The organism is Microbacterium lacus (assembly GCF_039531105.1).
GTDB lineage: Bacteria > Actinomycetota > Actinomycetes > Actinomycetales > Microbacteriaceae > Microbacterium > Microbacterium lacus.
In genome coordinates this window covers 1,283,705-1,301,873 of sequence record NZ_BAAAPK010000001.1, presented here as the reverse complement: position 1 = coordinate 1,301,873, position 18,169 = coordinate 1,283,705, and the positions used below count along the sequence as shown (strand labels likewise).

Genomic DNA, 18,169 nt, shown 5'->3' with positions numbered 1-18,169 from the left:
GCCTCACGGAGCGGCACCTGCTCTTCCCGCGGCGCCCGGTGTCGGGGTGGTGGTGGGTGTCGGGGCGTCTGGAGTGGGACTCGGCGACGCCGTCGGAGTCCGTGGCACCGCTTCGAAGACGGTGATCACCGTTCCGATGGCATGCAGGGTTCCGGCGGAGGGGGACGTGCCGAGGATCGTTCCCGGGAGTGTCTCCGACGGAGCATCCCGATAAGCGAATGACGGCGCGAACCCCGCAGCCTGCAGCAGCGCGGCGGCCGCGTCGCGTCCCTGTCCCGCCACGTCGGGGATCGTGTGCGACCCGGACGCCACCACCAGGACGACCGCTGCGCCAGGATCGATGAGCGTCCCGGCGACGGGGGATGTCTCCAGGACGGTCTCCGCCGGGAGAGCGGACTCGACACGACGGATCTCCCCCACCGCGAATCCCTCTGTCCGCAAGGCCAGTTCTGCCTCTGCACGAGACTGACGCATCAGGTCGGGTACCTCGCGCCGGAGATCTTGCGGCGGAATGGGCTCTGCGGGTGACGCGGCGATGACGGTGGGCGCGCTGGCGGCCGGCTCTGGGCTGGACACCGCTTGGGGTGGCGCGCCTCCGGATGCGGTGGGTGTGCCGGTCACCGCGACTGCGACGATCGTCGCCACGATCAGCGCCGAGGCCGTCGCAACGAACCACAGCGCGGCGCGAGAACGCCCGCGAGGTGCCGCGGTAGGCGCCGCAGCCGTCAACGCCGATGACCCGCCGCCGTCCGTTCGCCGAATCGGCGGCGCGGTCGCCAAGACGCGCGTCACCTCTGCCCGCGACGGAGCGGCAGGCGGCGGCATCGTGGCTGTCGCCGCCGCGGCCCCGGCATTCTCGACCGGCGCGTTATGGCGCTTGGTGAGTGCCCGCCGCATGTCCGAGGCCGTCGCGAAACGGTCCTCAGGATTCTTCAACAACGCCCGCACGACGATGCGGTCGAGGTGACGCGGAATGCGGCGATCCGTCACCGAGGGCACGGGCGGCGGCGCGGCCAGGTGGGCCCGCATCGTCAGATCGATCGTCTCTCGGACGAACGGCGCCCGTCCGGTGAGCGCGAAGTACAGGACCGCGCCGGCCTGGTAGATGTCCCCGCGCGCGTCGACGGCTTCCCCGCGCACGTGTTCCGGAGACATGTAGCCCACGTTGCCCAGCACTCCGGCGCGACCGGTCGCGTGCATGTTGAGCAGATCGTCGGTGCCGACCACGGCCGCGCCGGCGGCATCCGCAAGTCCGAAGTCGAGGAGCCGGATGCTGCTCGGCGCGATGCATCCGCGTGCGTCAGTGTCGAGCATGATGTTGGCGGGCGACACATCGCGGTGGACCAGCCCCGACTCGTGCGCGTGCTCCAACGCCCGCAGCACCACCTCCAGCATCGGGGTCGCTTCCTCGGCGGACAGCGCGCCTCGGGCTGCCACGAGTTCGGCCAGGGTCACTCCCTGCGCCCGGTCCATCGCGATCCACGCCACCGGATCATCACCACGGTCCTCTACTCCGACCCCCCGGACACCGACGATGTTCGGATGCAGGAGCCGCTGCGCTCGTGCCGCCTCAGCAAGAAACGCATCACGTGCAGCGGGGCGAGTCGACAGATGCGGATGAAGCACCTTGAGCGCGACATCCTCACCGGACGCCTCGTCCCGGGCGGCGAACACCGACGCGGATCCCCCCGTGCCCAGAAGCTCGCCGAGCCGGTAGCGATCGCCGATGAGGCGATCTCGCGCCGTCATGGGTCCGCGCGGGCTGCGTAGTCTGTGGCGACGCCCGCGACGGCATCCACATACGAATCCAGGTGGTTATAGGAGAAGACCGCCTGACGCCAGCCGGCCGGGTCCGTCAGCACGGAATCGTGGCAGAGGTAGCGCGCCGCGGCGAGCGCGGCATCATCGATCTGCTGCGGGTCGCGGATGCCGTCGCCGTTGCCGTCCGCACCCCAGGTCTCCCACGTTGCGGGGATGAACTGCAGCGGCCCGACCGCGCGATCGATCTCTGCCGTGCCGTCCCAGCGTCCCGCGTCCGTGTCGGTGATGCGCGCACTGGATTGCCCTGTCAGAGGGATGCCGAAGATCGCCGGCCGAGCGATGCCGTCCACATCGAGCGCCGACCCGCCATGCGTGCCATGGCCCGACTCGATCCAGCCGATCGCGGCCAGCGTGTTCCAGCGAACACCGCACCCAGGGTCCTCGGCGGCGAGTGCGAGTTCGGCCGAAGCGTACGCGTCCAGAGCCCGTTGCGGGATGCCTGTCGTGGACGCGACGCGCTCCGCCCACGCGGCATCGACCCGACCGACCGTCGCCGGCTGCGGCTCGGCGGGGCGCTGCGCCTTCCCCGTGCCCGTCTGCCCGCCGGAGACCGAGACGAGCTGCGAGACGGCGGGAGCCGCATCCGCTGCAATGAACGCCGCGGCGTCCGGAGGGCTCGTCGCCCCGACCGCGAGGACGGCACCCAGCCCGGCGAGCGGGACGAGAAGTCCGATCACCAGCGCGCCGCTCCAGTGCCCCGCGGATCGCGGCGCCGCTTCTGCCGGATGATCACGGAGCGGCATTTGCATCCAGGGCAGTACGACGTCGGAACCTCCCGGAGGAGTCGCTGCGGTCGGGCACGTCCGTGATCACCGCTGTGCGCAGCGCGGCGAGCGCGCCCGCAGCGGCGACCGCCCCGGTCGAGAGCGAGCCGTACCACCGGCTGCACGTCATGACCGGAGAACCGGAGGCGAGCACGACCCAGCCGCGGGACCCACTCGTCGGGCCCGGCACGTGTTCGATCGTGAGCGCATCCGGATCGGATTGCAGCTGCGTGACGTGCGCTTGCGCAGACTCGATCCGCCGATATAGCAAGAAGCTCCGACCGAGCTCCCGATTGTTGGTGGCGAGGAGGCGCCACAGGCCCGAGACGGGGTCAGCGGCGCGGGCGGGTCTCAACGGCGCCGGCACCCGGGTGGGCCCCATCGCGAGCGCACCCCGGAAGCGCGCCCACGCCAGGAGCATCGGGTCATCCGGAGACAGGAACTCGGTGAAACGCACACGGGCGTGAGACTCGGGGGACGCGCTGAACGCCAACGTTGTTCCATTCTTCCGATGCGTGAGAACCGGCGCGTGACGTCGTTCGATGCGAACGGGCACGGAGGCAGGAGCCGCCACCGTGCGGACTGCTCGGGTGTGAACGGGGACGTCCAGCGCCGAGGATGGACAGCCCCGATGAACGCCGATGTCGAGACGGTCGAGCAACGCGTGTCGCTCGGGTTACCGATCGGTGTCGCAGCCGCTCGACGGCATGCCACCTCCCCCACCCCTCCTGCCACCCACGGCCTGGCGCGAGGTTCACCCTTGGACGACATCTGTTGCACGTCGGATCGTCACCGATAGGACACTTTGTGCCTTCACCGTGATCGGGTGCTGCCTCGCCCTGGAAAGACCACCCCTCGGCGTGCGCTGATCCTGGTCGTCGCCGCGGCCGTCGTCCTCAGCGCCACGGGAGCCGCCGTGGCTCCGACACCGGCGCCCACCGATCCGGCGCCGATCGAGACCTCAACGCCGACACCTGTCGCCGTGGATCCCTCACCTCTCCCCACGCCTTCCGCGTCGACGGCCCCCACGGAGGATCCGGTGCCCGGTACCACCGTGCCGACGACCCCGCTCCCCGCCACCACGCCGAGCACCCCGCCGTCACCGTCCAGCCCGGCCGTTCCGACCCAGCTCAGCGATACGTCCTCGTACACCGCCACCCCGACGGCACCCACGTCGTTCGCCCGCTACTTTCCGACCAATCCGTGGATCTACAACGGTCAGCCCGGGACCCGCTACCTCGACCCGCGGGAGACCGACTCCCGAGGGGTCACCCGTCTTCACCTCGGCATCGACGCGCAGGGCGCCGAACGGCAACCCATCTTCGCCGTGGCGGCCGGAACCGTCATCGGGGGGACGTGGGGAACGTCGCGTCGCGACCGTCACGGATACGGCAACCAGATCGAGATCGCCCACGCCGAGGGATACGCCACACGCTACGCCCATCTCGCCGAACCCCCGCTGGTCGCCGAAGGCGAACACGTAGAGGCGGGGCAGCTCATCGGATACATGGGTGGGAGCCAGCGCGGCGACCTGAACGCGGTTCCGCGCCACCTGCACTTCGAAGTGACCAAGGACGGCGTGAATGTCGACCCGCTCGCGTTTCTCGGCGCAGCGACGACGGCGCCGGAGCCCGGCGTGGGGACCGCGTCGACACCACCCACCGGGCCGTTCCTTCAGGAGATCCGGACGAGGCCCGATGGCGGCTACGTCACCGTATCGACCGGCCTGCCTGTGAGCTCATCCGTCTACAGCGCCGTGGACATGGGTGGCGACTCGGCGCAGATCATGGCGAGCGCCGGAGGCACGCTGCATCAGATGGCCGTCGTCGCCGGCACCTGGACCGACGTCGACACGCACCTCCCCCTCGACGCGACGAGCATCTCGGCGGTGGACTCCGGCACCGGCTTCGCCGAGCTGTTCGCCGTCGAAGGCGGGCGCCTGTTCCACATCACCGGCGACGCCGCCGGGTGGACCAAAACCTGGACAGGTCACTTCTTCTCCGGCACGGTGAGCGCCGTCCGAATGCCGGACGGAACGGTGCACGCCATGCTGCAGCAGTCCGGATACCTCTACTACCTGCACCCCGCCCAGGGCGCCCTCTGGGATGTCACCGACACCGGCCTCAGAGCGGGCGACCGCGTCGACGCTGTCCTCGGCGAGACCGGCACGCCGGAGGCCATGACGGTCATCGGCGGCGAAGTTCACCGCATCACCGTGGTGGACGGGGTATGGCAATCTCAGCGCACCGGACTTCCGGCCTCCGGCTCTGTCGCCGCCGTCTACGCCGGCGGCGGTTGGCCGATCGCGATCAGCGCGGAGCCGCACGCTGTGGGAGTCTCCCGGGTCACCAACGGGGTCTGGACTCGGTACCTGTACGGAGTGCTCGCCACGGGCCCCTTCGAAGCCGTGACTCTTCGTAACGCCGGCACTGTGCTCTATTCCGTCGGCTGACCCGGGCCTTCATGACTCGCTTCTCGCTCCTCACCCTTCCGGAGGTCTCCGTGCTGTCTCGCCGCATGGCCACGCTGTCCGTCGTCGCCGTGATCCTGGTCACGGCGACCTCGTGCACCGCGACCGTCCCCTCCGACCAGCTTGAGGTCGCGGAGACGGTCGACATGTGCGCAGCAGCCGCCGCTCCGGGCGTGGCCTCCGACGCGGTGGAAGCGACAGGCGAGATCGGCACCAGCGCCTCCGCGACCTTCGCCAGCCCTCTGGCCGTGACCTCGACAGAGCGCACCGTCCTCGTCGAGGGAGATGGCCGGGAAGTCACGGGGACCGACATCGTCGACTACGCACTGACGGTCTACGACGCAACCAGCGGCGGACTCATCAGCCAGGAGGGATACACCGGTCCGCCGCAACTCCCTCTCGCGGCCGCGACCATCGGACCCATCCTCGGTTGCGCGCGCGTGGGATCACGCGTGGTTGCAGTCATGCCGGAAACGGATCAGGGCGGTCCCACCGTCTGGGTCCTCGATGTTCGCAGTGCGAGTCCGGCGATCGCCACCGGGGCGCCTCAGGCTGTGCCCGACGGGATGCCGACGGTGACGCTCAGCGAGGGCGGCGTGCCGACGATCACGGTGCCCAACGCCGAACCTCCGGCCGAGGTCGAGCTGGCCGTGCTGAAGAAGGGCGACGGCCCGCTCGTGGCCGCAGGTGACACGGTGTTGCTCCAGTACTCCGGCGTCCGCTGGTCGAACGGGAAGGTCTTCGACGCCAGCTGGAGCAAAGGTGCGCCCGCCACCCTCACGACCACGGACGTGATCGAGGGCTACCGTCCCGCGCTGGAGGGCCAGACCATCGGTTCCCAAGTCCTCGTCGTGATCCCGCCGGCGTCCGCGTACGGCGAAGGAGCAATCAACGACACAGACCTGACGGGCGAGACCCTCGTCTTCGTCGTCGACCTCCTGGCGAGCGCGCCGCCGCGTTGACACGAGCCGTGGCGCTGAGAGCGTGCGCTCACCCGGGCATCGCGAGCGCGGCCGCCGTCGTGTAACACGGGTGCAATTCCGCTTCGTTCCACCGGCACTTGGGAGCGCGGACGAGTGCGTTCCGGAGCCAGGCGGGGTATTTCGTGTTGCTCATAAGCAGTCGGTCGGACAGTAGCGCGAACTTTCGGGCTTGCGAGCACCCACGCAGTGTCGACCGCGTCCTGACGATGGCACCGGGCCCGCGCTGTACGTCCGGACTCCTTCCGGTGATTCAACGACATGTACAGATCAGCAAGCTGGGAGACGCGTTGCTGTGCTCCGTGTCATCGTGTGGCGACAACGCGGGAGTTGGACACCGCCCACACGATGGACAGCAGGAGCAGCTGGCCGCAGCTGAGCATGATCAGAAGGGGGTCGGCGAGAACGATGCAGACCGTCGCAGCGAGCAGCGAAAGGATGAGTGCCGTCCCGCCGACGGCACTGAAGCCCCGCCGGGCAAGCTCGCGATCGCGTTCATCGCGATATTCAAGGGCGTTCACCCGGGTGATGTCCTGCGAATCAGGGCGCCGTGCGTATCGAGCCGCTACCGTCGCGAAGACAGCGATGAAGCCGAGGAATGCGGTGCCAAGCCAGTTGCCGAGGATGGCTGTCGTGGCAGCGCCGGCGGTGAGCAGCCCCACCAGCAGCATGTTGATGGGCGAGAGCGGAAAACGGGCTTCAGGTGACATGAAAGATTTCCTCCACGGATGAATCGAAGAACCGGGCGAGCCGTATCGCCAGCGTCAAGGACGGATCGTACTTTCCGGTCTCTATCGAATTGATGGTCTGTCGAGATACTCCGAGGGCGGCACCCAGCGAGGCCTGCGACAGACCTGCCGCTTCTCGCCGCGCCCGGACCGAACTCTCCACATGACAAGCTTGCTTGACACATCCATCAGTTGTCAAGGACGCTTGACATCCTGCTGCAGTGGTCGCCGCTGCGTTCTCATGAGTGCGTCGCACCAGCCGGTCAACCAGTGCGACGCCCGTCGTCGCACAGAGGATCCGCCAACGAACGGGATTAACTCTCGTCGTGGGGTGCGCTCAGCCGGATGTCGCGGCGTCGGACGGCTGTCAGTCCTTGGCGAGCAATGTCCCGCGCCTGGTTGTTGTCGCGCGAAGCGCGGTCCTCTCGCCGAAGCGCCACTCGCCAGATCACGACGTAAACGACGAGGGCGACGACTACCGCGCCGCACAGCCCAATGACTTTCGGAACTATCGGACCTGGCCCGAAGGCGATCACAATCGCAACGAAGACGAGAGGAAGGCCGATGTAGCGGACGAACCCGCTGAGGAAGGAGCGGTGCATTGGCCGGCTTACCTCCAATCAGCGCCTGCGTGAAGTGACGAGGTCAGCACATCATATGCGTGGACGTGCGGGCGCTGGCACGGCCAGTGATCTGTACCCTTCAGCACCAGCTGCTGATGCGGTAGTGGATGGGCTTGGGCCGTGAGGTCAGCTCTTCTTGCGGAGGTTGTTAAAACTGTCGCGAAGAGGTGCGGTGTCGTAGACGATGTGGAGATTGTCGATCAGTCCATGCTCGGTGAGTTCTGCCACATCGACAACCGCGAACGGCGCTGGCTCGCCGTTGCTGAGCACCCAGTCGAAGTTGAACCAGAAGCTGACCACGGTGCGCCCCTCGGCGGTACCGACCATCGTGGCCCGCAGCGTAAGTTTCGATTCGGCGGTGTCCTCGAACAATCGCGGATAGAACTCTGTGGCCGGGAGGGTTCCGTACAGCGGCGAATGCACGGTCCCGGAGGGAGCGAACAGCGCCAGAACTCCGTCGAGATCGGACGCCTCGAGTGCCTTTAGGTAGCTCGCCACGAGCTGATCGGTCGTCATCGCAAGATTTTGCCACGAGACCGTCTCAACGCACCCCGCCCGACAAGGATCTCTCGCTCCCTCGCTGCGCGCAGCCGTCCCTTACTCGGGCCCTGCCCGTTTGCGGATCCACCTAAGCGACGCCGGCCTTAGCGGTGAACTACCGGGCTACTCATCGCGCTGAGAACCCATCGGCGCCGGTGCGTTGCTCAGTAGTCCTGTGAGAATCGCTGACAGCCCGGCTTCGAAGTCGATGACGTCGATCGCCTGAAGCACGCGCTCCAGGGTTGCCTCGTCCATCTTGTTCCCGCTGTCGGCCAGAGTGTCGGCTAGTGCGCGAGCGTCAACAGGCGGCAATGGCTCTGGGGGCGAGAGTGTGAGGAGCGCCGATCCCAGAGCGAACGCGACCACGGCGTTGACGCAGGTGATGGCCGATCGTTCGTCAGTTCCGCTGGATTCGCCGTGAGGACGCCTTCGGGCGGCAGCGTTACGCCGTGAATGCGCGTGCGGTTTCGAGGAGGATCCGCGCGCCGAAGCCTGTGGCCCCTGCCGAGCGCCAGGAGTCGTCCTTCTCGGTCTGCATCGTCCCGGCGATGTCGAGATGAGCCCAGGGGGTGTCGCCCACGAAGTGCGCGAGGAAAAGGGCTGCGGTCGTGGCGCCGGCGTACTTGCCGCCGAGGTTGGAGATGTCGGCGATGTCGGAGTCCAACTGCGAACGGTACTTCTGCTCGAGCGGAAGCTGCCAGAGCTGCTCATCGGCGTGAGCGGATGCGGCGAGGGCGAGATCTGCGACGCGCTGGTCGTTGGCGAATACGGGTGCTGTGGAGGTTCCGAGCGCCATGAGTGCCGCCCCGGTCAGCGTGGCGATATCGATCACGGCATCCACACGGGCCTCGTTGGCGAGGACAAGCGCGTCCATCATCACTAGCCGACCTTCGGCGTCGGTGTTCTTCACTTCGACGGTGGTCCCGCCGCGCGCGACAAGCACGTCTCCCAGCTTGTACGCGGTGCCTGAGGGCATGTTGTCAGTGCACATGAGCCAGCCGGTGATCTTTGCCTGCACGCCTGTATCCCGCAGAGCGGTGAAAGCGCCGAGGACGGCCGCTGCGCCGCCCATGTCCATCTTCATGAGCAGGTGCATCGGATCGGAGGGCTTGAGACTGATGCCGCCGGAGTCGTACATGATGCCCTTGCCGACCAAACCCAGATGACCCGTTGCCGCACCCTCGGGTGTGTAGGACAGCTTGATCATCCGGGGCTCTTCGACCGACCCCTGGTTCACGCCGAGGAGGCCTCCACACCCAAGGCCGATGAGGGCTTGCTTGTCGAACAGTTCTACCTGGAATCCGAACCGGGCTCCGAGTTCGACGGCGACTTCGCCCATGTCGGTCGCGGTGAGATGCCCTGGGGGTGTGTTCGCCAAGTCGCGGGCGATGACGGTCGCTCGGGCTTCTATCAGACCGGCTGATGATCCGCGGATCACTGCGCCCGGATCCACTCCGGCCACGTGCAGCGCGAGCTGACGCAACAGGGTGTGCTTCGAGGCGGATTTGAGCGGGGTATAGCGGTAGCGCGCCAGCGCGGCCCCCTCGGTCAGCGCGCGCGCCGCGTCTTCGGGTCCGGCATCGACCGCCCCGATGACCAGGGCAAGGCGGGAACGGCGGGCGGCGGCGCGGGTGAATGCGGCGGCGAGATCCCGCAGGCGGGTGGTGTCGAGTTTGGTCGGGCTGTCGGCTCCCACGGCGATCAGGTCCGGGCCGGAGGGGGTCGGTATCACGAGGGTGTGTCCGACCTTCGGTTCGAAGCCCGCGCGTGTGAGGGCGTCGCGGTCAAGGCCGAGCTCCGCCGGCACGGGGCCTTCAGCGTAGACCGTGTAGCCGATCGCCTCCGAGTCCGGGGGCGGGTCCGACGCGAGGATGGTCAGCGCCCGGAGCGCGTCGTATCCGGGCAGAGTGGCGAACTCGGCGGGGATGAGCTTGTTTGCACTGCGTGTCATGACACGTTCTCCTCGTCATGCGCTACCTGATTCAGCGGCACATCCTCATCGATGCGGTCAGGATCGTCTGGTTCGACCTGCTCGGGCAACTCCCCGGCGATACGCCCGGGCATGCGCGTGGCCGGCACGATCGCCAGCAACGCGAGTCCGGCGAGGCCGAGCAGAGAGATCTTGAGCGAGAGAAGCCGCGCTTCCTCGTTGATCGCGATCGCCGCAGCGGCTTCGGCATCCGTTGCGCTCGTTTCGGCCAGGACCGCCTCGAGTTGCGCGTTGGTGAGGAAGTCGGCCTGATTGATGTTGACCTCGCTGATCAACTGATCGGATATCTCCGGGTGCTCGTCAGCCGAGGTCTGCAGCGTCGCCGCCAGGATGCCGACGGCGAACGCGCTCGCCACCGCGATGCCGATCGAGCCGCTCAAGTTGTGCACGAGCCCTCGCCACGCGCCCACGTCCCCGGCGAGCTGCTTGGGCGCCGAGGACAGAAGTGTGTTGAACACGAGCGCCACGATCGAGCCCTGTCCCAGGCCGAGGAGGATCAGCCCGGCGACGATGAAGAATTGACCCCATTCGCCGCGCACCGTGAATGCGATCAGGGTGAGCGCCGCCGCGACGACGACGAAGCCGACCGGGCCGAGGACGCGTGGCGGGGCGAGCTTGTACAGGTAGGCGACGAACGTGGAGGCGAGGAAGATCGAGATCGTGTAGGGGATGATCGAAAAGGACGTCTGAATGCCCGAGAGCCCTTGCACGACCTGCATGTACAGCGGGATCAGGAAGTTCGCCGCCGTGCCGACGAAAAGCATCGTGGCCATGCAGGCGGTGACTGCCAGTTCGCTGCGTGTTGCGAGGACCCGCAGGTCGAAGATCCGTGATCGATGCTCACGCTGTCGTTTCGAGATCCAGACGAAGAAGATCTGACCGCCGATCACCCCCAGGATGATCAGCAACGGGGCAGGCGAAATTCCCAGGATGCTGAACGGCGCCTGGCTTGTGGCGAACCACACTCCCCAGGCATTCAGACCCGAGAATCCGAAACTCAGCAGGATGATCGAGACGGCGGCGAGGAGCGCCCCTGTCCAGTCGATCACCAGGTCGTTCTGGGCGGGTACCTTCTTGATTCGGAAGCTGAGCAACAGGTTGACGGCACCGAGCGCGACCATGAGGGCGAACGACCAGCGCCAGCCGATCGTCTCGGCGAACCATCCCGCGAGCAGCAGGGCCAGAACGCCTGCGAGCGGAATCGCCGCGGCGAGCAGGCCGATCGCCTTCGCCTGACGGTCGCCGTGGTAGTTCGTCGCGATGAAGACGGTCAGGGCGGGTGCGATGAGAGCGATGACCGCACCGGAGGAGGCCTGGGCGATGAACAGCATCGCGGGGCTGAGACTCAGCGCCACACCGGCCATCGCCGCGGCATGAATCCCAACAGCGATCTGGAAGACGCCGCGGGTGCCGAACCGGGCACCGATCTTCGCGCCCAACAGGATGAACGCCGCCATCGCGAACGTTCCCGCCGTGATGGCCGTGCCGACCGAGGTCGCCGGGGTATCGAGATCCGTCGTGATCCCCGCCATGGAGACTGTCAGTGCGTTCACCGCGAAGGACGCCTGTATCTGCGTGAGGACCACGACGATCAGCGGTAGCCACGAGGCTGCTTTCACGTCCGTGCCCAGCGAGTTGACTGCGGCCATCACGCTCCCTGCGGGTGAAGGATCGCACCGTTGCGGTCTGGCGCAAGCATATTGGTAGACACGGCGACGAGGTCCGCCGATTCGAAGACAAAAAGGGGCCCACGCGACCGGTCCACCGTGCCAGCATGACGTCATGGACGATTACATGTGGGTGTTGAAAGACTCCGAGCGGGACCTCATGCGCGAGCTCGAGCCGAAACGCCTGGCGTCGCTTGACGAGGACGATCTCCTCAACTTGCACAAGCGCGTGCGACGGGCGCGCAACAAGCACGTCAAGAACTACCGGCGCGGCGCGGCGCGCAGCGTGATCGATCAGGCCTCTCGCGGCTCGGCTGCCCCGAAGAGCGCAAAGGCCCGCCACCGCGCCGAGGCGTTCGAAGAAGCACTCGCCATCGTGTCGGAACGTCTCGCGGTCGTCGCTCACGAGGAGGCGGAACGGCTCAGGACCGAGCGGTTGGCGCGTGCGCGCGCGGGTCGCGGAACCGGACCAGCCGCGACCGGCACCGGCAGCAGCCCGGTCGACGGCCCTGGGAGAGCACCCGGACACATCCAAACCACCGGCGGAATCAAGCGCGATGCCTCGTCGCAGTCTCAAGGTGCGCGCCGCCAAGCCAAGCGCGACTCCCGCTGACGCGCCGTGACAATTAGCGCGGCGCAGGCTGCGAACTGATGGCCCCGCACAGCCGCCAGGTGAGGGCAGTCGGGATCCTGCTCTCCCGGCTCGACCGCGAACGCGTGCGAGGCGCCCGGCCGGCTCGGCACGGCCCCATCTTCGGCATGACCCCTCTCGCCCCGTGCGCGGCGCTGAGCAGCCAGTGAGCCCATGGACCCCGTCGCCGCAACGCTGCTGATCTTGGCGCTGTCTATCGCCGCTTTCGTCAGCAACCGTCTACCCCTCGGCATAGTCGCCATCGGGGTCTCGCTCGCGCTGTTCTTCACTGGGGTACTGTCGCTGCCTGACGCGCTCGCCGGGTTCGGGGATCCCACCGTGCTGTTCATCGCCGCACTCTTCGTCGTGAGCGAGTCGCTCGACGCGACCGGAGTGACAGCCTGGGCCGGCCAGAAGTTGATCGCCCGGGCCGGAACCAGACGGATAGCGCTGCTGGTCGTGATCAGCCTTCTCGTCGCCGGTGTCACGGCCCTCATCAGCGTGAACGGTGCCGTCGCCGCGCTCCTTCCTCTGGTCGTGGTCGTCGCCGCTCGCGCGAGCATCCCGACCTCACAGCTGCTCATGCCGCTCGCATTCGCCGCGCACGCAGGCTCGATGCTGCTCCTCACCGGAACGCCGGTGAACATCATCGTGTCCGAGATCGCAGGAGAGAACGGCGGCCACACTTTCGGCTACTTCGAATTCGCCCTCGTGGGGGTGCCCCTCCTCATCGGGACGATCCTGATCATCGTTCTGCTCGGCAGACATGTTCTTCCCGAGCGCAACGGAGCGCTCATGCCGATGGACCTCGTGCGCCACGCGCGTCTCCTGCGTCAGCAGTACTCGCTGAGCCTGGACACCTCGATGATTCTCGGGCCCGTCAACGGCGTCACCGAAGTCGTCGTGCCACCCCGGTCGCCGCTGATCGGTGTGAGTCTGAGCGTCGGCATGGTCACGCCCAGCGGTGATCTCGTGCTGTTGGCAGCCCGCCGCGGAGAAGAGCACCTCCGCGGCCGAGAGTTCATCGTCCAGGCCGGGGACATCCTGTTGCTGCAGGGCGCATGGGACGACCTTGAGAAGCAAACCGAGGGCAGCAACGTGCTCGTCGTGGACGCACCCATGGAGCTGCGCCGCTCAGTCCCGCTCGGCAAAGGCGCCAAGCGCGCGATCGGGATCCTGGCCGTGATGGTGCTGCTATTGGCGACCGGTCTCGTCCCGCCGGCCGTTGCTGCCCTGCTGGCGGCAAGTGCACTGGTCCTGACACGCACCGTCAGCGTCACGCAGGCCTACCACTCCATCTCCTGGACAACCGTGGTGCTCGTGGCCGGAATGATCCCGCTTTCGACCGCATTCATCCAGACCGGTACGGCCGACCTCGTCGCCAGCTGGCTGCTCACCCTCATCGGGAACTCGGGAGAGCACGTCGCCCTGCTGGCGCTCGTGATCCTGACAGTCGTGCTCGGCCAACTCATCAGCAACACCGCGACAGTACTCATCGTCGCCCCAATCGCCGTCTCCATCGCCGCAACCCTGGAGCTGTCGATCCAGCCCTTCATGATGGCGCTGACCGTCGCCGGTGCGGCATCCTTCCTCACCCCGATCGCCACGCCCGCCAACCTGATGGTCCTCGAACCGGGCGGCTACCGCTTCGGCGAGTACTGGAAGCTCGGGTTGCCGCTCGCGATTCTCTTCATCGTGATCGCCGTGTGGTACGTGCCCCTGATCTGGAAGTTCTAAAGTCCACCCGCTCGCCATGCGTTCGACGAACATGGCTTACTCGGAGACGTACGGCTGCCCGCTCTCAGTCGACACGCCGGTGCCCCTGACGGTTCGGGGGCCGAGTTCAACATCGCCCGATGCAGCCCGCTCCAACCTCCGATCCGTGACAACATTTTGACAACATTCGTGCCGAATTGGGCCTGATCGATCTGATTGAGCGGGAGCCAAAAGTGTTGATTTTCCAAGGATTCCGGCCATCACGCTGAGCCCGAAAAGACGTGGATTAGGTTTCCGGTACCAAAGGTCGCAGGTTCGATTCCTGTCGGGGGCACCAGTGAACACAAGGGATCGCGGGTCTTCAGGACTCGCGATCTTTTGCATCTGAGACGGCGAACGAATGTGAAGGAACCGACACCTGGCTCAGCAAGGGCAGGTCAGGCCTCATCCTCGGCAACTACCTCTACATCGACGACATCGACGGCTCAGCAGCAACGGTCACCGGCGGTCTGCAGCCAGCCGACTGAGATGTAAGCGATCCGCGATAGACCACCCCTACCCGGCAGTCGCAAGCCGATCTCCGTTGATCGTCTCGGTGAGCGCCCCGTCGAATGACGATCCCCCATCGAAGCAGGTGTGGGGGCGCAACTGCTGATCCGTCCCCGTGTGGACTGATCGTCGTCCGGCTGGGTGCACTCTCAATAGCGGATGCCCACTGAACACTAGGCGCAGTACTCCGGGGGGATCTCTTCGGTCGCGGGCAGCACGGTGACCATATACGCAAGGCCGTCCCTGAACTCGAAGATGATCGAGGTGTCCCCCATAGTGACCCGGAGCGCCGAGTCCGAGAACAGGGTCTCCTCTACCGTCGCATCCGGGTAGGCGGTGCGCACGTCTGCTTCGGTCGATCGGAGACCGACGCCTTCTGCCGTGTGCGGCAGGGGTCCCTCGCCCGTGCCGCCGTCCTGCACCTTGACGCTGCCGATGACGTCCGTGCCGGTGGTCACGCCGCCCTGGCTCACGGTCTGGGCGATGACGTAGGTCATCAGCGGATTCAGATCACCGGCCGAAGCGAACCACGGGCACCTGTCCTCGAATGAGGGATCTCGTTCCTCAGGACCAGGCAGACCCAGCATTTCGCGAGCGTTCCCGTACGAGCCGCCCAGCAGGTACGGTCCGATACCCTTCGCGCTGATCAGCAGAGGGTCGATCGTCGACGGCTCCGACGGAGCGGGTGTCGGTGACGCAGATGTGGACGGACTGGGGGTGGGGGTGGTCGTCGGTTGCGTCGTGGAGGTTTCGCTCGGTGTGGGCGTGCTCGCCGTCGGTGTTCCGGCGTTGAGTGCCGCAGTGGCGGTGAGTCCGACGACCCCGCCCACCAGGATCAGCGCAAGCGTTGCGGCCGCCCATTGCATCCCATGCGGCCGGCGGGCAGGTCGAGGGGTGGAAGGGTCGGCGTGGATCGCTGTCGGCGCCGACGCGGATGTCGATCCGACGGTGGCGCGGCCGTGTAGCGATGCGGCTGCGTGTCGGATCAGTTCTTCGCGGATCGCGTCCGAGCGGGACGGGGTGAAGTCAGGCATCAGGCACCTCCTTCTGCAGATAGGTCGGGTTGAAGATCAGCGCGCAATCGGGACCGCACCCGCGACAGTCGCATCTTGGCGGCGGGCTCGGAAATGCCCAGGGCGCCGGCTGCCTCGATGACGGTGAAGCCGTCCAGGGCGGTCATCGCGAGCAGCTGCGCATCGACGGGCCGCGCTTTCGAGATCAGCGCGCGCAGCCGGATGACCATTTCGTCATTCTGATCCGCGTGCGATTCTGCGTGGTCCGGTTGATCGCCCGGTGGAGGCAGTCGGGACAGGAACCGTCGATAGCGGATGCGGGCCCGGGTCGCGTTCCTGGTCACGTTCTGTGCGGTCACGATCAGCCAGGGAAGCGCCGACTCGTCGACGAACCGGATGCTGGATCGTCGACGCCAGAGCTCGAGGAAGACGGCGGCGGTGAGGTCTTCGGCATCCGTTGCGGAGTTGCCGCCCATCACCAGATGACGGAACACCCGGTCGCGGTGCCGATCCCAGATCAGGCCGTACGCCCGCTCGTTGCCGGCCAGCAGTTGCTGCCACACGGACTGGTCAGATTCGTCTCTCACACTTCATGGTGTCCGCAGCGGCGTGATTGGTCACACATACCGCCAACTTCGACACGAGAGTGTCGCGGCGCAACCCACCGATAGGAGCTGCTCGCGGCGTCAACACTCAATGTCCGCCCGCGGGCCGATGGGCAAAGCGGCACGCTCAACCGGCATACGGATCCCCAACCGGGCAATGAGCGATTGGGGATCCTCAGGGTTTCGGCAGCCGAGGGGGCTATTGGTCGTGTGCGTCGACGGTCGATGCCGCGCCGTCATCGATATCGCCCCACGCTGCGATGTCGACACCGTGGTTGTCGGGCGACGCGAACGTCCACCACTGCGGTGCGTGCGAGTCATCTGCGAGCCGCCCACCCGCGTCGAGGATTGCGGTTACACGCTCGGCGGCTCGATCGTTCGGTACGGCCACATCTATGTGGGTGCGACCGCGGCCCGGTGCTGCGATCTCGTCGAACCACATTCGCGGTCCGCGGCGCAGCGGGTCGACGATGATTCCGTCGAGCGACTCATAGCCCAGAGCCGCGACCCAGAACTCCTGGGTGCTCCGGTCCTCCGCCTCCGCGATGGCGATCTGAATCGTATGGAGACGAGACGGGTCGGGGGCAAGCCCCAGCTCTGCGGCGATCCCGGCGATCGAACGCACGAGTTCTACATCGGCGGTGTCCAGTCGGCCGCGCGGTGTTGCGGCAGTACGAACGACCGCCGCCTCGGGTCGCAGGTCGATGTCCGGCTCGCGACCGACCGCGTCCGTGACGAGCGCAATGCGCCGGATGAACTCCACGCCCGTCGCGAACGAGTCCGTCGGAAACACCGTCTGCGCCCCGCCGTACGCGGCGGCGGTGTCGATGAGCCGGTATCCGGTCTCAAGGGCGGCGTGCACCGCCGCCACGGTCTCGTCGGGTGTGGTCTGGAACACCCCGAACCCGAGAGCCGGCATCCGGATGTCGTTGTCGAGCGTGAGTTCCACTCCGCATGCCTCCAGGCAGTCGGTGATGTGTGCGGTCGCCGGCTACCGGCCGACCATTCCCATGCCGGCGTCGTCGTACCGGTTCCCCGCGACCCCGAGCCGGTCGACCAGGCTGTTCAGGTCTGCGAGGTCGTCCGCCGACAGCCCGACAGTGGTGGCTGCGGCGTTCTCGTCGATCCGCTCCCGCCGACGGGTCCCCGGGATCGGGACGATGTACGGGCGCTGGGCGAGAAGCCATGCCAGCGCGACCTGCGCGGGAGATGCGGAGCGCGTGGCGGCGAGGGCCGTGATGTGGTCGATGAGGGCCTGGTTCGCGGCGAGGTTCTCCGCCTCGAACCGGGGCACCCGTGCCCGGATCTCGCCGGGCGCGAATGTCGCGTCAGGGGTGACTGCCCCGGTGAAGAAGCCCTTGCCGAGCGGGCTGAACGGCACGAACCCGATGCCCAGCTCGTCGCACACCGGCAGCACCGCCGCCTCGGGGTCCCGCGTCCACAGCGAGTACTCGCTCTGGACCGCCGTCACCGGAAACACCGCGTGCGCGCGGCGAATCGTCCCCGCGCCGGCCTCGGACAGCCCGAAATGCTTCACCTTGCCTGCCGCGACCAGCTCCCCGACGGCGCCGGCGACGTCCTCGATCGGAACCGCGGGGTCGACCCGGTGTTGGTAGAACAGATCGATCGCCTCCACCCCGAGCCGCTGCAGCGACGCGTCGGCGACGCGGCGGATCTGGTCCGGCCGCGAGTCCGTACCCTGCATGGTCCCGTCGACGATGCGCCACCCGAACTTCGTCGCGACCACGACATCATCGCGGATCGGGGCGATCGCAGCGCCCACCAGCTCTTCGTTCACGAAAGGGCCGTACACCTCGGCGGTGTCGATGAAGGTCACGCCCTGCGCGACCGCGTACCGGAGCACGCCGATCATGTCGTCCCGGTCGCCCGGATTGGGGCCGTATGACATCGACATGCCCATCGCCCCCAAACCGATCGCCGAGACCTCGAGCCCCTGACCCAACGTCCTCGTGTGCATGCCTGGTCCGCCTTTCCTCGATGTGGTTCCAGACAACCGCGTCCCCACGTCACGTGGGAGTGGCGGCCGTCACCGGTACTGCCAGTCCCTCCCT

Annotated in this window: 17 protein-coding genes; 4 read left to right on the top strand and 13 right to left on the bottom strand. The window is 67.2% G+C overall.

Annotated features, from left to right (window positions below; genetic code table 11):
* Nucleotides 1–3: 3 nt before the first annotated feature.
* The 3 genes from ABD197_RS06055 to ABD197_RS06045 are packed head-to-tail and all read right to left on the bottom strand — an operon-like array spanning nt 4 to nt 3,042.
* Nucleotides 4–1,749 (bottom strand): protein kinase domain-containing protein, encoded by a 1,746-nt coding sequence (locus ABD197_RS06055; protein ID WP_344052621.1) that lies wholly within the window; start codon nt 1,747–1,749, stop codon nt 4–6.
* Nucleotides 1,746–2,498 carry a lytic transglycosylase domain-containing protein gene (locus ABD197_RS06050; protein ID WP_344052619.1) on the bottom strand — a complete coding sequence of 251 codons (753 nt, stop codon included), beginning with the start codon at nt 2,496–2,498 and terminating at the stop codon, nt 1,746–1,748. Before ABD197_RS06050 ends, ABD197_RS06055 begins: the two co-directional genes overlap by 4 nt.
* A 52-nt stretch (nt 2,499–2,550) precedes the next feature.
* Nucleotides 2,551–3,042: a hypothetical protein gene (locus ABD197_RS06045; RefSeq protein ID WP_344052617.1), complete on the bottom strand. Its 492-nt coding sequence runs from the start codon at nt 3,040–3,042 to the stop codon at nt 2,551–2,553.
* Nucleotides 3,043–3,624: 582 nt separating this feature from the next.
* On the opposite strand from ABD197_RS06045, the gene ABD197_RS06040 reads away from it, so the two are divergent.
* On the top strand, nt 3,625–5,037 hold the full coding sequence (locus ABD197_RS06040; RefSeq protein ID WP_344052615.1) for a M23 family metallopeptidase: 1,413 nt from the start codon (nt 3,625–3,627) through the stop codon (nt 5,035–5,037).
* An 11-nt stretch (nt 5,038–5,048) separates the two neighbouring features.
* Nucleotides 5,049–6,017: an FKBP-type peptidyl-prolyl cis-trans isomerase gene (locus ABD197_RS06035; protein WP_344052613.1), complete on the top strand. Its 969-nt coding sequence runs from the start codon at nt 5,049–5,051 to the stop codon at nt 6,015–6,017.
* 323 nt (nt 6,018–6,340) lie between these two features.
* On the opposite strand, the gene ABD197_RS06030 is transcribed toward ABD197_RS06035, so the two are convergent.
* The 6 genes from ABD197_RS06030 to ABD197_RS06005 all read right to left on the bottom strand — a co-directional run bounded on the left by ABD197_RS06030 (nt 6,341) and on the right by ABD197_RS06005 (nt 11,565).
* Nucleotides 6,341–6,745, bottom strand: coding sequence for a hypothetical protein (locus ABD197_RS06030; protein ID WP_344052611.1), 405 nt, complete (start codon nt 6,743–6,745; stop codon nt 6,341–6,343).
* A complete protein-coding gene (locus tag ABD197_RS06025) occupies nt 6,735–6,926 on the bottom strand; it encodes a helix-turn-helix transcriptional regulator (RefSeq protein WP_344052609.1) in 192 nt (63 codons plus the stop codon). The genes ABD197_RS06030 and ABD197_RS06025 overlap by 11 nt, the downstream gene beginning before the upstream one ends.
* 586 nt (nt 6,927–7,512) lie before the next feature.
* Complete coding sequence (locus ABD197_RS06020) at nt 7,513–7,902, bottom strand: nuclear transport factor 2 family protein (RefSeq protein ID WP_344052607.1); 390 nt, start codon at nt 7,900–7,902, stop codon at nt 7,513–7,515.
* Between the two features lie 147 nt (nt 7,903–8,049).
* Nucleotides 8,050–8,181, bottom strand: coding sequence for a hypothetical protein (locus tag ABD197_RS06015; protein WP_344052605.1), 132 nt, complete (start codon nt 8,179–8,181; stop codon nt 8,050–8,052).
* A 187-nt stretch (nt 8,182–8,368) separates the two neighbouring features.
* The gene (locus ABD197_RS06010) at nt 8,369–9,877 is read right to left on the bottom strand and encodes a leucyl aminopeptidase family protein (RefSeq protein ID WP_344052603.1); all 1,509 of its coding nucleotides are present in this window, start codon (nt 9,875–9,877) and stop codon (nt 8,369–8,371) included.
* Nucleotides 9,874–11,565 (bottom strand): MFS transporter, encoded by a 1,692-nt coding sequence (locus ABD197_RS06005; RefSeq protein ID WP_344052601.1) that lies wholly within the window; start codon nt 11,563–11,565, stop codon nt 9,874–9,876. The genes ABD197_RS06010 and ABD197_RS06005 overlap by 4 nt, the downstream gene beginning before the upstream one ends.
* Before the next feature lie 133 nt (nt 11,566–11,698).
* Here ABD197_RS06005 and ABD197_RS06000 point away from each other — a divergent pair, with 133 nt between their 5' ends.
* Nucleotides 11,699–12,196 (top strand): hypothetical protein, encoded by a 498-nt coding sequence (locus ABD197_RS06000; RefSeq protein ID WP_344052599.1) that lies wholly within the window; start codon nt 11,699–11,701, stop codon nt 12,194–12,196.
* Between the two features lie 192 nt (nt 12,197–12,388).
* The gene (locus ABD197_RS05995) at nt 12,389–13,951 is read left to right on the top strand and encodes an SLC13 family permease (RefSeq protein ID WP_344052597.1); all 1,563 of its coding nucleotides are present in this window, start codon (nt 12,389–12,391) and stop codon (nt 13,949–13,951) included.
* Between the two features lie 701 nt (nt 13,952–14,652).
* Here the strand turns inward: ABD197_RS05995 and ABD197_RS05990 are convergent.
* From ABD197_RS05990 to ABD197_RS05975, 4 genes are all read right to left on the bottom strand, one after another.
* Nucleotides 14,653–14,976, bottom strand: a complete 324-nt coding sequence (locus ABD197_RS05990) for a hypothetical protein (RefSeq protein ID WP_344052596.1) — start codon at nt 14,974–14,976, stop codon at nt 14,653–14,655.
* 536 nt (nt 14,977–15,512) lie between these two features.
* Complete coding sequence (locus ABD197_RS05985; RefSeq protein WP_344052594.1) at nt 15,513–16,079, bottom strand: RNA polymerase sigma factor; 567 nt, start codon at nt 16,077–16,079, stop codon at nt 15,513–15,515.
* 217 nt (nt 16,080–16,296) lie between these two features.
* The gene (locus ABD197_RS05980) at nt 16,297–17,046 is read right to left on the bottom strand and encodes a VOC family protein (RefSeq protein WP_344052591.1); all 750 of its coding nucleotides are present in this window, start codon (nt 17,044–17,046) and stop codon (nt 16,297–16,299) included.
* A 42-nt stretch (nt 17,047–17,088) separates the two neighbouring features.
* On the bottom strand, nt 17,089–18,075 hold the full coding sequence (locus ABD197_RS05975) for an aldo/keto reductase (protein WP_344052589.1): 987 nt from the start codon (nt 18,073–18,075) through the stop codon (nt 17,089–17,091).
* Between the last annotated feature and the right edge of the window lie 94 nt (nt 18,076–18,169).

Bases quoted from the DNA above. Each gene is read 5' to 3' on its own strand.
- ABD197_RS06020 (WP_344052607.1), bottom strand. From the start codon at position 7,902: ATGACGACCGATCAGCTCGTGGCGAGCTACCTAAAGGCACTCGAGGCG.
- ABD197_RS06030 (WP_344052611.1), bottom strand. From the start codon at position 6,745: ATGTCACCTGAAGCCCGTTTTCCGCTCTCGCCCATCAACATGCTGCTG.
- ABD197_RS06010 (WP_344052603.1), bottom strand. From the start codon at position 9,877: ATGACACGCAGTGCAAACAAGCTCATCCCCGCCGAGTTCGCCACTCTG.
- ABD197_RS05975 (WP_344052589.1), bottom strand. From the start codon at position 18,075: ATGCACACGAGGACGTTGGGTCAGGGGCTCGAGGTCTCGGCGATCGGT.
- ABD197_RS06055 (WP_344052621.1), bottom strand. From the start codon at position 1,749: ATGACGGCGCGAGATCGCCTCATCGGCGATCGCTACCGGCTCGGCGAG.
- ABD197_RS05995 (WP_344052597.1), top strand. From the start codon at position 12,389: ATGGACCCCGTCGCCGCAACGCTGCTGATCTTGGCGCTGTCTATCGCC.
- ABD197_RS06000 (WP_344052599.1), top strand. From the start codon at position 11,699: ATGGACGATTACATGTGGGTGTTGAAAGACTCCGAGCGGGACCTCATG.
- ABD197_RS06035 (WP_344052613.1), top strand. From the start codon at position 5,049: ATGACTCGCTTCTCGCTCCTCACCCTTCCGGAGGTCTCCGTGCTGTCT.
- ABD197_RS06015 (WP_344052605.1), bottom strand. From the start codon at position 8,181: ATGGACGAGGCAACCCTGGAGCGCGTGCTTCAGGCGATCGACGTCATC.
- ABD197_RS06005 (WP_344052601.1), bottom strand. From the start codon at position 11,565: ATGGCCGCAGTCAACTCGCTGGGCACGGACGTGAAAGCAGCCTCGTGG.
- ABD197_RS05990 (WP_344052596.1), bottom strand. From the start codon at position 14,976: ATGACCTACGTCATCGCCCAGACCGTGAGCCAGGGCGGCGTGACCACC.